Genomic DNA, 12,838 nt, shown 5'->3' on the forward strand with positions numbered 1-12,838 from the left:
CGCATATGCCAGGCACCGCAGCCATGACCGCCAGCCAGTCGAAGATCCGCGAGTGTTCGACGGGCGACTTCGGCGTGCAGGCCGGACTCTTCGCCAGTGTGATCGCCGAGGCCTGCGAGGCGGCCACTGCTACCGTGGCGGTCGACGAACTGCGGGCGGCTGTCGACCGGCACAACGACGACGGAATTGATGTGCTCGTGCCGGTGCGGGTCGAGATCACTGATGCCGACGCCGCCGACCAGCAGCTCGGGTACCGATTGCGGGCGTCGATGCCCGAGGACGAGTGCCAGCACCGAATCGCCAGGCTGGATCAGGACATCTTGTGACGGCCACGCTCGCCATCAAACCGCACTCCACGGCCGACGTCCCGACACGGGACGCGCGGCTGGCATCGTGGGCCGCCCGTGCGGGCGCTTTTGCGGTGGACACCCTGCCCGGTGCCGGGATCGTCACTACGATGGCGCTGCTGGCGCTGGCCACACCCGCGGACAGCTGGGCGCGCTGGGTCTTCACCGCCGTCGCCGCGCTGACCCTGTTCGCGATGGCGGTCAACCGGCTGGTGCTGCCCGTGGCCACCGGATGGACGTTGGGGCGTGCCTTGTTCGGTATCGCCGTGCGCCGCGGTGACGCCGACCTTTCCGTCGGCGTCCTGCGGTTGACCCTGCGGGAGCTCGCTCACCTGCTGGACACACTGGTCCTGCTGGTCGGCTGGCTGTGGCCGCTGTGGGACCGGCGCCGCCGAACGTTCGCCGACCTGCTGGCACGCACCGACGTACCACGCGTCGGGCGTCCGGAACGGAACGTGCGCCGACTCGTGGCGTGGCTCCTGATCGCGGCAGCGGTACTGTGCCTGGCGGCGGTGGGTCTCAATTACGCGGTGATCTACCGCCACGAGCGTGCAGTGGACCAGGCGCGGCTGCAGATCGCGGAGCAGGGACCCCGGATCGTCGAGGAGATGCTCAGCTACGGGGTGGATACCCTGCCTGAGGACTTTGCTCGAGCGCAGACGTTGACCACCGACGAGTACCGGCCGCAGCTGATCGCCCAACAACAGGCCGTGCAAAACGGTGAAGCGACCACGAACGAGTACTGGGCGGTGCGCAGTGCAGTCCTGACCATGCCCGAGGTGACCCCGCAGGAGGGGTCGATGCTGCTGGCGATGCAGGGCCAGCGCGGGACGAATGCCGAGGACCTCAAGTTCATCACCGCCACAGTTCGGGTGGACTTCGACAAGTCGCCGGACGGGCAGTGGAAGGTCGCCAACCTGACCGTGCTGAAGAAGCCTCTGATGAATCAGGCCGGCCAGTGAGCCCGCTTCGCAGGTTCGACGAGTCCGCGGATACCAGAGCCGCGCAACCATTACTCCGTCCTGACTACTTCCACGTCGAGCCCAAACCGCCTCGGCGATGGGGGCTGCCGCTGGTGGCCGCCGTGGCCGCCGTTTTGGTGACGGCTGCGGTCGCGGCGAGCAGCTTGATGCTGGTGCGGCACGAGGCCGATCGGCGGGCCGCACTCGACGATGCCGCGGCGCTAGGATATGCGCGCGAGTTCATGACTATGTACATGTCGCTGGACCCATTCAACGCCAACGCCTACGCCGACCGCATCCTCGCGCAGGGTACGGGAGAGTTCGCCAGGATCTTCAAGGAGCGGCTGGACGCCATCTTGATCCAGGTGGCGCGGTCGGAGCCCTCGACCGGGACGGTGCTCGAGGCCGGAGTGGAGCGGTGGCATGACGACGGGAGTGCTGACGTGCTGCTCGCGACGAAGGTCACCTCGACAACGCCAGACGGGAAGTCGACGATCGAGAGCGGAAGCCGCTGGGTCGCAACGACGATCAAGGAGGGACAGCAGTGGAAGATCAGCAACCTCATACAGGTGATCTGACCGCCGAGGACGCCGCTGCGGCCAGCGGCGCCGCGCCCGAGGCTGCGCCGAAGCAGCACCGTCGGGGCATTTTCCGGCGACGTCGGGATCTCGATGCGGCCGGGAAATCCGCAGTGGTGCCGACCGAGACGGACGATCCGGTACCCCGGGACAAGCCGAAGACGCCCGTCGGTAAAGGTGCTCGGGGACCGAGAACCGTCGTGAAACAGCAGGATTCCGGCAGTGCCGCGGTGGACGGCCCCGCCAAGGATGCCGGCACAGAACCTTCCGAAGTCGGCGAGGCCCCTGCCGAGCAGGTCACGCGCGTTGCGCACCGGCCTGCAGGCAAGCGCCTGATGGTCGCCGCTGTCGCCGCTTCGGTGCTGTTCGTCGGTGGAGGTGCGTTCGCAGGCGCGATGGCACAGCCGTACCTGGCCGAGCGCGCGCTTGTAGACACGAAACTCGACATTGCGCGTACCGCCGCAAAGGCGATCACCACACTGTGGACGTACACGCCTGATGACATGGGCACGCTCGCCGCCCGAGCGTCCCGCTATCTCGGCGGGGACTTCGCCGAGGAGTACCGCCGCTACATCGACGCGATCGTTGAACCCAACAAGCAGGCGCAGGTCACCAACACCACAGAAGTGAAGGGAGCCGCAGTCGAATCCGTTGCGTCGCCTGGAGTCTCGTCCGGGCCCCCCCCGGAGGCGACCGCGCTCGTCTACACCAACTCGGTGGCGACGAGCCCGGTGACCAAGAACATCCCGTCGCTGCGCTACCTGTCCTACCGGCTGACGCTGCAGCGTGACGGTAGTGAGTGGCTAATCACCCGCATGACCACCGTGACATCGTTCGATCTGACGCCGCAGCTGTAGCATCGCCGCGGCTTTTCCGTCGCCGGCTACCCACGCGGTGATCTGGTCTTAGAACCCCGACAGCTGTTCCCACGCCGCGCCGTGGCCATCTGGGCGTACCGCATCGGCGACTGCCCCGATCAACCCGTCGTCGACAGCCTCGACGCCATCGCCGCGGTGCACACCAGCTCCCTGCGCGGTCTCGATGTAACGGCGCACGGTTTGCGGTCCGCTCCGCAACGCGCGGCGATCGTGCGGTAGCCCCGGCAGCCCGGCAGCCCGGCAACCCGGCCACACCCGCAGCACACGTCCCTGATCTCGCCATCCCCTGGCCCAGACGAGAACACTGGTCTGCCGTCCGGACGACGCTGTCACGCGGAGGCCGGACACCGCGCCCGTTCCTGCGAAGACCGCCCGCAGCATCCCACCGGAAATTTCATGCGGTTGCTGACGCACTCAGCAAGCGGCCCCGGAAAGCTCGGCTGGAGAACACCGGCGGAAGTGCGAGCCGATCAACAACGCTCGCGATCACGACAAATTGCGACCGCAGGTTTGAATCCGCCTTAGTTCTTAGGGCACCGCGATCGGCGTGGAAGATGACCTTCCTGGGCAGCATCCCGCGCATCGTCATCGACAGCGCGGTGCGCAGGTGATCCTCCACGGCCCAGCGCAGAACTCGCCGTGAGCAGCCGTTACGGACCGCGCACAGGTTGGCTAGCTCGCCTTCGTCGGTGGTCAAATAGGTGATCTCCGATGTCCAGACTCTGTCGAATTCGCCGCGGTCAACCCCAGGGCACCCAGTCCTTGTGTCGGTGTACGTCCCGGGAGATCACCGTGGTGACCAGGGTGAAGCCGTGCGCCGTATACCGGATCGGAGGCGTCGTGAAACTGCGCGACCTTCGCGTCGATCGCTGCGCGGCGCTGGCGGGACGGCGACGGCCCGCCGCCTGCGCCGTACGCCACGTGCTGGACCCAGACCGCGATACCCTCTCACAGTGCTACTTCTAACAGTCCGCTCATGCGGATCACCGCGAACTCGGCCTCTTGCGGTTTCCCGACACGGGAACGTCCTCCCCGCAGGGCCAGCAGTCCCGCGATCAGATGTCCACCTCCACGGGTAAACCTCCGGTGCCGTACGCGAGGGGCCTTCAGGGAAGCCTTCGCCGGCGGGTTCCCAGTGCCGTCGGCCGGCAGTGTCCCCAAGGGCACCATCCTCTCCTGCGGCGAGAACGACCAATGCACCGAAGTCGAGGACTTTCGTCGTGGGCACCCCCGATCGTCAGCTACCCCTCATCGACTCGCCCGCTAGACAGGTCGGCCGAGGATTCTGTAGCGCTGACAGCGTCGGGCAAATCGGCGCGGCACTCCCACTTGACCGGAAGTCAACGAACTTCATCGAGAAGCTGGCCTCTCGCAGTGCCTCACGGCACCGGATATCTGGACCACGTAGCTGCAGGCTCGGAGTCGATGCGCCGTGCTTTGTTGACGATGTCGACAATTCCTATGCGCCAATGGTTCCGGCAATCTCAGCACGAGACTATCCTGCGACGGAGTCTTCGCTGGGGCGTACTTAAAGCGGCTCTTGTATTTACTGATCCGCGCGGCCACGATCGGGTACAGTCCGGTGAGCCGCCTCACTACCAACCGGTAGGGTGGCCGCAGATCACAACCCCTGACGTGCCGGAAAGGTAAGGACGTGCGACATGCTCCGCTGTTACGCCGCATTTGTGGCGATGCCGTCCTCGGTCAGATCATGAGGCCCCGCCGGTGATATCTCAGAAATCGGGCCTCTTCGACTACGCCCGCGACCAGGCAAAACCGGGCATGGAAGCGGTTGGCGGCTTCGTGAAGATGTGCGTCCTCACGGGCAAGGCATTGTTCCGTACGCCCTTCCAGACGCGCGAGTTCATCCTTCAGGCCTGGTTCCTGATGCGGGTGGCATTCCTGCCTACCGTTGCGGTCGCCATCCCGCTGACGGTGCTCATCATCTTCACACTCAACATCCTCTTGGCTGAGTTCGGCGCCGCCGATGTCTCCGGCGCCGGTGCTGCGCTGGGTGCGGTCACCCAGCTCGGACCGCTGGTCACCGTTCTTGTGGTCGCGGGAGCTGGGTCCACCGCGATCTGTGCTGACATCGGCGCCAGGACCATCCGTGAGGAGATCGACGCCCTGGAAGTTCTCGGCATTGACCCCATCCACCGGCTCGTCGTTCCGCGGGTGATCGCATCGACGTTCGTTGCCTTTCTGCTCAACGGAGCGGTAATCACTATCGGCCTGGTCGGGGGCTTCGTGTTCGGCGTCTACATCCAGAACATCTCAGCGGGCGCATACGTGTCGACACTGACCCTGGTCACTGGGTTGCCGGAGGTGATCATATCGATCGTCAAAGCGCTGACATTCGGCTTGATCGCCGGATTGGTCGGCTGCTACCGCGGTCTCACGGTTTCTGGCGGCGCCAAGGGCGTGGGCACCGCGGTCAACGAGACCCTCGTGCTTTGTGTCATCGCGCTCTTCGCTGTCAACGTCGTCATGACCACGATCGGCGTTCGATTCGGAACCGGTGGCTGACATGGGTGCATCCACCAACACCGGCACGGTGCTGCGTCAGCGCTTCCCGCGCAGCTACGGCCGCGCCCAGAAGGTCGTCGCCGCACCTGCGCGCGGACTGGACGGTGTCGGCCAGATCGCCTGGTTTGTGGTCACCGCGGTCGGGTCGATCGGCCACGCCGTACGGTCCTACCGCAAGGAAATGCTGCGTCTGATCGCCGAGATCGGAATGGGAACCGGCGCGATGGCAGTGATCGGCGGCACGGTGGCGATTGTCGGGTTCGTCACCCTCTCGGGCGGCTCGCTTATCGCGATCCAGGGCTTTGCCTCGCTGGGCAACATCGGTGTCGAAGCTTTCACCGGGTTCTTCGCCGCACTGGTCAACGTGCGTATCGCCGCACCCGTGGTGGCCGGTGTGGCGCTTGCCGCAACCGTCGGCGCTGGCGCCACCGCCCAGTTGGGCGCCATGCGTATCAGTGAAGAGATCGACGCACTGGAGGTCATGGGCATCAAGTCCATCTCGTATCTGGTTTCGACGCGGGTCCTGGCGGGCTTCGTGGTGATCATCCCGCTCTACGCAATGGCGATCATCATGTCGTTCCTATCCGCGCAAGTGACCACGACGCTGTTCTACGGCCAGTCGACCGGAACCTACGAACACTACTTCCGCACTTTCCTGCGCGCCGACGACGTCGGGTGGTCGTTCGTGCAAGCGGTGATCATCTCCGTGATCGTCATGCTCAACCACTGCTATTACGGCTACAACGCCAGCGGTGGGCCGGTGGGCGTCGGCGAGGCCGTCGGTCGTTCGATGCGGGCCTCACTGATCGCGATCGTCCTTGTCGTCCTGTTCGCCTCACTGGCGCTTTACGGGACCGACCCCAACTTCAACCTGACGGTGTAGCCATGGCTGACCCGCGCTTCCCACTGAACAAGCCGCGCACGCCGCCGTACAAGCTAGCCGGCCTCGTACTTCTCCTCGTCTTTGGGCTGGTGGCCACGCTGGTGTGGTTCCAATTCCGCGGCGCCTTCACCCCTCGCGAACAGCTCACCCTAAGAGCCGCGCGCGCCGGCCTGGTGATGGACCCCGGATCCAAGGTTACCTACAACGGGGTCGAGATCGGCCGGGTCGCCGACGTCGTCGCCGTGAACGTGGGTGACCAGCCCGAGGCGATGATCACCCTCGATGTGGATCCGAAGTACATCGATCTGATTCCGGCCAACGTCGTTGCCGATGTCTCGGCGACCACGGTGTTCGGCAACAAGTACGTATCGTTCACCACGCCCCCCGATCCGCAGTCCAAGCGCATCACGAGCAGTGACGTGATCGACGTGCGGAACGTGACTACAGAGTTCAACACGCTGTTCGAGACCGTGGTGTCGGTGGCCGAAAAGGTCGACCCGGTGAAGCTGAATCAGACGCTCACCGCTTCGGCGCAGGCGCTCGACGGGCTGGGTGACCGGTTCGGGGAGTCAATCATCGACGGAAACGCGATCTTGGCCGACATCAATCCACGGATGCCGCAGATCCGCCGTGACACCGAGGCCCTAGCTGACCTCGGTGATGTGTACGCCGCGGCCGCTCCCGACCTATTCGACGGGCTGGAGAACGCAGTCACCACCGCGCGCACCCTCAACGAGCAGCGCGGCAACCTCGATCAGGCCCTTATGGCCGCGGTCGGGTTCGGCAACGTCGGCGGGGATGTCCTGGAGCGCGGCGGCCCATATCTGGTGCGCGGCGTGGAAGATCTGCTACCCACATCGGCCCTGCTCGACGAATACAGCCCGGCGCTGTTCTGCACCGTTCGCAACTACCACGACGTTGAACCGAAGGTCACAGACGCAGTCGGCGGCGCCAACGGCTACTCCCTCAACACCCGGTCAGCCCTCGTCGGCGCCGAGAACCCATATGTGTATCCGGACAATTTGCCGCGGGTGAATGCCAAGGGTGGACCGGAGGGTCGTCCGGGTTGCTGGCAGCCGGTGACGCGCGACCTGTGGCCGGCGCCGTACCTCGTGATGGACACCGGTGCCTCGATCGCCCCATACAACCATTTTGAGCTGGGCCAGCCGCTCGCCACCGAGTACATCTGGGGTCGCCAGATTGGGGAGTACACGATCAATCCATGAAAATCACAGGTACTGCGATCAAGTTGGGCGCCTTTTCTCTTGTTCTGCTGCTTTTCACTGCGGTGATCATTGTGGTGTTCGGGCAGCTGCGCTTTGACCGCACGACCGGATATTCGGCCATCTTCAGCAACGCCAGTGGTCTGCGCTCTGGACAATTCGTCCGAGCGGCCGGCGTGGAGGTCGGCAAGGTCTCCAAGGTCGCGCTACTGGACGGGGGTACCCGAGTGAAGGTCGATTTCGAAGTGGACAGGGAGTTGCCGCTGTTCGACGAGACCACCGCCTCGGTGCGATACCTCAACCTGATCGGCGACCGCTACCTGGAGCTCAAGCGAGGCGACAGCGACCGACGGATGGCCGGCGGTGGCATCATCCCCTTGGAGCGTACCGAGCCCGCGCTCGACCTCGACGCGCTGATCGGCGGCTTCCGCCCCCTTTTCCGGGCGCTCGATCCCGAGAAGGTCAACAACATCGCCCAGTCGATCATCACGATTTTCCAGGGCCAGGGCGGCACCATAACAGACATTCTGGATCAGACAGCGTCGCTGACCGCGGCCCTGGCCGACAGAGACCAGGTGATCGGTGAGGTGATCCGCAACCTCAACACCGTGCTCGACACCACGGTCCGCCACCAGCAGCAGTTCGACGAGACGCTGGTGAACTTCGAAGAACTGATCGCCGGGCTGAAGAACCGCGCCGACCCAATCGCGACGTCTGTTGGTGACATCAGCGACGCCGCCGGCACGGTCGCCGACCTGCTGTCGGACAATCGACCGCTGCTACAGGACTCTGTCGGCTACCTCGAGGCCACCCTGCAACCTCTCATCGATCGGAAGGCACAGCTAAATGACCTCCTGATCAAGCTGCCCGACGCGCTGAAGATCGTCGGACGGGCCGGCGGCATCTACGGCGACTTCTTTAACTTTTACCTTTGCGACATCTCGCTGCAGCTTAACGGTCTACAGCCCGGCGGGCCGGTCCGCACGGTGAACATCACCAAGCAGCCCTCGGGGAGGTGCACAGCGCAATGAGAACTCTTGAAGGGTCAAACCGGGTCCGCGGCGGGATCAAGGGCCTCCTCATCTTGGTACTCGTCATCGGCGTAGGGCAGAGCTTCGCCAGTGTGCCGATATTGTTCGCACAGCCCAAGTATTACGCGCAGTTCGCCGACACCGGCGGCATCAATCCAGGTGACAAGGTCCGCATCGCCGGCGTGGATGTCGGCCAGGTGACCTCAACCGACATCGAGGGCGACAAAGTGTTGGTGGGCTACACCCTCGGGAGCACACAGATCGGCATCGACAGCCGCGCGGCCATTCGCACCGACACGATCCTGGGTCGAAAGAACCTCGAGATCGAGCCCCGCGGGTTGCAGCCATTGGGCGCCAACGGTGTCCTGCCTCTCGGCCAGACCACCACCCCTTATCAGATCTACGACGCGTTTTTCGACGTCACGAAGGCGGCGTCGGGATGGGACACCACCACGGTCAAGCAGTCGCTGAACGTGTTATCTGAGACGGTCGACCAGACCTACCCGCACCTAAGTGCCGCGCTCGACGGCGTTGCCCGCTTCTCCGACACGATCGGAAAACGCGATGGCCAGATCAAGCAGCTGCTGAGCAATGCCAACAAGATCGCCGGCATTCTCGGAGATCGCAGCCAGCAGGTGAATCAGCTGCTGGTCAACGCCCAGACCCTGCTCTCGGCGATCAACGAACGCAGCTACGCGGTAAGCATGCTGCTCGAACGGGTCTCGGCCTTCTCCGACCAGGTCAAGGGCTTGATCGATGACAACCCCAACCTCAACAGGGTGCTCGAGCAGGTCCGGACGGTCAGCGAAATTCTGGTGGAGCGCAAGCTCGGCTTGGTCGACGTGCTAACCACGCTGAGTAAATTCACCGCGTCGCTGGCTGAGTCCATCGGGTCGGGCCCGTACTTCAAGGTGCTACTCGCCAACCTCTTGCCCTACCAGGTCTTGCAGCCGTTCGTCGACGCCGCCTTCCAGAAGCGCGGTATCGATCCCGAGGAGTTCTGGCGCAACGCCGGCCTGCCGGCATTCCGGTTCCCGGATCCGAACGGGACGCGCTTCCCCAACGGCGCCCCGCCCCCGGCGCCAACCCCGATTGAAGGCACGCCAGAATTCCCCGGTCCGGCCGTGATACCCGGCTCGCCTTGCTCGTACACGCCACCGGCGGACGGCGTGCCCACCCCTGGTAACCCGTTGCCGTGCGCCGACCTGACGGTCGGCCCCTTCGGCGACAACCCGTTCGGGCCGAACTACTATGGAACACCCAACGTGGCGACCTCCGAGCCCAACCCGAACGGATTGCCGCCCACGCCTGGCATTGCCAGCGCCGGCATTCCGGGACAACCCGCTCCCGCAGTCCCAGGCACCCCGGTGCCGATCGCCCCCGGGCCGCCCGGCGCACGCCACGAGCTGCCCGGACCGTTCCCCGGTCCGACGCAGCAGGGTGGCCAAGCCACCCTGGCGCCGCTGCCAACGGTGCTGCCGGGGCCGCCGCCACCGCCGGGACCGGGCCAGCAGCTTCCGCCGGTTGGCACTCCACCGCTCCCGGGCAATCCGCCGTTCCTCCCGCCCGGACCACAACAATGACGGGGTCACATAGATGCCAACGATCTTCAACATGGGAAACCTGAAGGTGCCGACCATGTCCCGGGCTTCCGTGATCGTCGGCGCGCTCGTCGTGGTGCTGGCGCTGACGGCCGCGGTCGTGGGCTGGAACATGTACACGAAGCTGACGACCAACACCGTCGTGGCCTATTTCACCGACACGCTGGCGCTGTATCCGGGGGACAAGGTCGAGATCATGGGCGTGCGCGTCGGGACGATTGACAAGATTGAACCGGCAGGCGACAGGATGAAGGTGACCTTTACTTATGAAGAGAAGCAAAAGGTCCCGGCCAGCGCTACCGCGTCGATACTGAACCCGAGCCTGGTGGCGTCGCGCACCATCCAGTTGGCGCCGCCCTATACTGGCGGCCCGGTGCTGAAGGACGGCGCCGTGATCCCGCTTGAGCGCACCCAGGTACCCGTCGAGTATGACGAGCTAAGGGACTCGATCGACCGCATCCTGACCGATTTGGGTCCGACACCCGAACAGCCCAAGGGTCCGTTCGGTGATGTGATCGAGTCGTTCGCCGATGGCCTGTCCGGCAAGGGACAGCAACTCAACGCCACGCTGAACAGCCTGTCCGAAGCCTTGGTGACCCTCAACGAGGGCCGCGGCGACTTCTTCGGCGTGGTGAAGAGCCTCGCGCTGTTTGTCAACGCACTGCATCGCAGCGATCAGCAGTTCGTCGCGCTCAACGACGATCTCGCCCAGTTCACCAACGCTTTCACCAACACAGACCGGGAACTGGCGATCGCGCTGCAGGACCTCAACGAACTGCTAAACACCACGCGCGAGTTCCTCGACGAGAACAGCGAGGTGCTCACCACCGATATTGACAACCTCGCGGACGTCACGAACGCGATCCTGCAGCCCGAGCCGCGCAATGGTTTGGAGACAGCCCTGCACGTGCTTCCGCACTACGGTGCAAATCTTCTGAACATTTACGAACCGAACCGCGGCAATCTGTCAGCCGCACCGGCGATTGCGTCATTTGCCAACCCAATGCAGTTCGTGTGCAGCGCGATTCAGGCCGGCAGCCGGCTCGGTTACCAGGAGTCGGCAGAGTTGTGCGCGCAGTACCTGGCACCGATTTTGGACGCGATCAAATTCAACCACCTGCCGTTCGGCCTGAATCCGATCAACACCGCGACGACGTTGCCGAAGCAGATCGCGTACTCGGAGTCCCGTCTGCAGCCGCCGCCTGGCTACAAGGACACCACCGTGCCGGGCATTTTCTCCCGGGACACATTGTTCTCCCATGGCAACCACGAGCCAGGTTGGGTGGCCGCGCCAGGCATGCAGGGTGTGGACGTGCAGCCGTTCACCGCAAACATGCTCACGCCCGACTCGCTGGCCGCGTTACTCGGCGGACCGGACGCACCTATCCCGGCCGCGCCGCCGGCGTTTGGCGTGCAGCCGAACGGCAAGCTGCCCGGCCCGCCGAACGCCTACGACGAGCGCAATCCGTTGCCTCCGCCGTGGTACCCCCAGCCTGGTCCGCCACCGGCTCCGGCGCCTGGTGTGGTCCCGGGCGATCCGGGCGGATCGCCGCTGTCGGGCCTGGGATCCGGACCTGCGCCTGCCCCGGCCGGACCACCGCTGCCCGCCGAAGCAGGAGGTCGCTGATGAGCCGCGTACGCACCGATCAGAAGACACGGGCGACCCGACGGTTCCATCGGATAGCTCGCCGCACGGCAGTGCTGGCCGTGACCGCAGTTGTGCTGACATCGTGCGGATCGTGGAAGGGCATCGCCAACGTTCCGCTCCCGGGTGGCCCGGGCACCACGGGGGACGCGATGACTATCTATGTGCAGATGCCGGACACGTTGGCGCTCAACGTCAACAGCCGCGTCCGCGTCGCCGACGTCTTCGTCGGCACCGTCCGGTCGATCGAGCTGAAGAACTGGGTCGCGACACTCACTCTGGGTATACAGCCCGGCGTCGAGTTGCCCTCCAACGCGCTGGCCAAGATCGGGCAGACCAGCCTGCTGGGTTCGCAGCACATCCAGTTGGAGGCTCCGCCGGACCCGACCTCTGAACAGTTGCGTGCCGGCGACACCATCCCATTGAAGGACTCGTCGGCGTTCCCGACCACCGAGCGGGTGCTGGCCAGCATCGGTACGATCCTCACCGGCGGGGGCATCCCGAACCTCGAGGTGATCCAGACCGAGGTCTACAACCTCCTAACCGGGCGCGCCGACCAGATCCGCGAGTTCCTGACTCGGCTGGATACCTTCACCGATGAGCTAAACCAGCAGCGCAACGACCTCACCCGCGCCATCGACTCGACTAACCGGCTGCTCAACATCGTGGCGAGCCGCAACGACACGCTCGACCGGGTGCTCACCGAGTTCCCGCCGCTGATCGAGCATTTCGCCCAGACCCGGGATCTCTTTGCCGACGCGATCCAGGCCCTGGGTAGGTTCAGCGCGGTCACCGACGAGACGGTGTCGCAGTTAAGCGGCAATCTCAACACCAACCTGCAGAATCTGCAGCGGCCCCTCAAACAGCTCGGCCGTGCGTCTCCTTACCTGATCGGTGCACTGAAGCTGCTGTTGACGGCGCCGTTTCCTATCGAGGGGATCCCCAAGTTAATCCGGGGCGACTACGTCAACGTCTCGGCGACAATTGACTTGACGCTGAGTACGGTAGACAACGCGTTTCTCACGGGAACTGGGTTTTCCGGGGCTTTGCGTGCGCTGGAGCAGGCGTGGGGTCGCGATCCGGCGACGATGATCCCGGACGTGCGTTTCACGCCGAACCCGCACGACGCACCCGGCGGGCCGCTGGTCGAAAGGGGTGAGTGAG

13 protein-coding genes are annotated in these 12,838 nt (G+C 64.8%); 11 read left to right on the top strand and 2 right to left on the bottom strand.

Going from position 1 to position 12,838, the window contains the following annotated elements:
* The first annotated feature begins 23 nt into the window (after positions 1-23).
* The 4 genes from G6N53_RS05555 to G6N53_RS05570 are packed head-to-tail and all read left to right on the top strand — an operon-like array spanning position 24 to position 2,744.
* Positions 24-326 (top strand): hypothetical protein, encoded by a 303-nt coding sequence (locus G6N53_RS05555; protein WP_237166426.1) that lies wholly within the window; start codon positions 24-26, stop codon positions 324-326.
* Positions 323-1,309: an RDD family protein gene (locus G6N53_RS05560; RefSeq protein WP_163887594.1), complete on the top strand. Its 987-nt coding sequence runs from the start codon at positions 323-325 to the stop codon at positions 1,307-1,309. The genes G6N53_RS05555 and G6N53_RS05560 overlap by 4 nt, the downstream gene beginning before the upstream one ends.
* Positions 1,306-1,887, top strand: a complete 582-nt coding sequence (locus G6N53_RS05565) for an Rv1363c family protein (RefSeq protein WP_163887595.1) — start codon at positions 1,306-1,308, stop codon at positions 1,885-1,887. The genes G6N53_RS05560 and G6N53_RS05565 overlap by 4 nt, the downstream gene beginning before the upstream one ends.
* Positions 1,854-2,744 carry a mammalian cell entry protein gene (locus tag G6N53_RS05570; RefSeq protein WP_163887596.1) on the top strand — a complete coding sequence of 297 codons (891 nt, stop codon included), beginning with the start codon at positions 1,854-1,856 and terminating at the stop codon, positions 2,742-2,744. The genes G6N53_RS05565 and G6N53_RS05570 overlap by 34 nt, the downstream gene beginning before the upstream one ends.
* A gap of 48 nt (positions 2,745-2,792) precedes the next feature.
* On the opposite strand, the gene G6N53_RS05575 is transcribed toward G6N53_RS05570, so the two are convergent.
* Positions 2,793-3,098 (bottom strand): hypothetical protein, encoded by a 306-nt coding sequence (locus G6N53_RS05575; protein WP_205390616.1) that lies wholly within the window; start codon positions 3,096-3,098, stop codon positions 2,793-2,795.
* A 61-nt stretch (positions 3,099-3,159) separates the two neighbouring features.
* Positions 3,160-3,462 carry a hypothetical protein gene (locus G6N53_RS30590; RefSeq protein WP_163887597.1) on the bottom strand — a complete coding sequence of 101 codons (303 nt, stop codon included), beginning with the start codon at positions 3,460-3,462 and terminating at the stop codon, positions 3,160-3,162.
* A gap of 1,085 nt (positions 3,463-4,547) precedes the next feature.
* On the opposite strand from G6N53_RS30590, the gene G6N53_RS05585 reads away from it, so the two are divergent.
* From G6N53_RS05585 to G6N53_RS05615, 7 genes are read left to right on the top strand one after another with little or no spacing between them, the layout of a single operon-like run.
* On the top strand, positions 4,548-5,291 hold the full coding sequence (locus G6N53_RS05585; protein ID WP_163895500.1) for an MlaE family ABC transporter permease: 744 nt from the start codon (positions 4,548-4,550) through the stop codon (positions 5,289-5,291).
* A gap of 1 nt (position 5,292) precedes the next feature.
* Entirely contained in the window at positions 5,293-6,174 is an 882-nt protein-coding gene (locus tag G6N53_RS05590) for an MlaE family ABC transporter permease (protein ID WP_163887598.1), read from the top strand.
* Between the two features lie 2 nt (positions 6,175-6,176).
* Entirely contained in the window at positions 6,177-7,400 is a 1,224-nt protein-coding gene (locus G6N53_RS05595; protein WP_163887599.1) for an MCE family protein, read from the top strand.
* Complete coding sequence (locus tag G6N53_RS05600) at positions 7,397-8,428, top strand: virulence factor Mce family protein (protein WP_163887600.1); 1,032 nt, start codon at positions 7,397-7,399, stop codon at positions 8,426-8,428. The genes G6N53_RS05595 and G6N53_RS05600 overlap by 4 nt, the downstream gene beginning before the upstream one ends.
* Complete coding sequence (locus G6N53_RS05605; RefSeq protein ID WP_163887601.1) at positions 8,425-10,011, top strand: virulence factor Mce family protein; 1,587 nt, start codon at positions 8,425-8,427, stop codon at positions 10,009-10,011. The genes G6N53_RS05600 and G6N53_RS05605 overlap by 4 nt, the downstream gene beginning before the upstream one ends.
* Positions 10,012-10,024: 13 nt before the next feature.
* Positions 10,025-11,656, top strand: coding sequence for a virulence factor Mce family protein (locus G6N53_RS05610; RefSeq protein WP_163887602.1), 1,632 nt, complete (start codon positions 10,025-10,027; stop codon positions 11,654-11,656).
* A complete protein-coding gene (locus tag G6N53_RS05615) occupies positions 11,656-12,837 on the top strand; it encodes a virulence factor Mce family protein (RefSeq protein WP_163887603.1) in 1,182 nt (393 codons plus the stop codon). The genes G6N53_RS05610 and G6N53_RS05615 overlap by 1 nt, the downstream gene beginning before the upstream one ends.
* The last annotated feature ends 1 nt before the right edge of the window (position 12,838 follow it).

The sequence above is a fragment of the Mycolicibacterium hippocampi genome (assembly GCF_010723735.1).
GTDB classification, from domain to species: Bacteria; Actinomycetota; Actinomycetes; order Mycobacteriales; family Mycobacteriaceae; genus Mycobacterium; species Mycobacterium hippocampi.

Coding starts and splice junctions, on each gene's coding strand:
- G6N53_RS05610 (WP_163887602.1), top strand. CDS start 10,025: ATGCCAACGATCTTCAACATGGGAAACCTGAAGGTGCCGACCATGTCC.
- G6N53_RS05555 (WP_237166426.1), top strand. CDS start 24: ATGACCGCCAGCCAGTCGAAGATCCGCGAGTGTTCGACGGGCGACTTC.
- G6N53_RS05615 (WP_163887603.1), top strand. CDS start 11,656: ATGAGCCGCGTACGCACCGATCAGAAGACACGGGCGACCCGACGGTTC.
- G6N53_RS05605 (WP_163887601.1), top strand. CDS start 8,425: ATGAGAACTCTTGAAGGGTCAAACCGGGTCCGCGGCGGGATCAAGGGC.
- G6N53_RS05595 (WP_163887599.1), top strand. CDS start 6,177: ATGGCTGACCCGCGCTTCCCACTGAACAAGCCGCGCACGCCGCCGTAC.
- G6N53_RS05585 (WP_163895500.1), top strand. CDS start 4,548: ATGGAAGCGGTTGGCGGCTTCGTGAAGATGTGCGTCCTCACGGGCAAG.
- G6N53_RS05590 (WP_163887598.1), top strand. CDS start 5,293: ATGGGTGCATCCACCAACACCGGCACGGTGCTGCGTCAGCGCTTCCCG.
- G6N53_RS05600 (WP_163887600.1), top strand. CDS start 7,397: ATGAAAATCACAGGTACTGCGATCAAGTTGGGCGCCTTTTCTCTTGTT.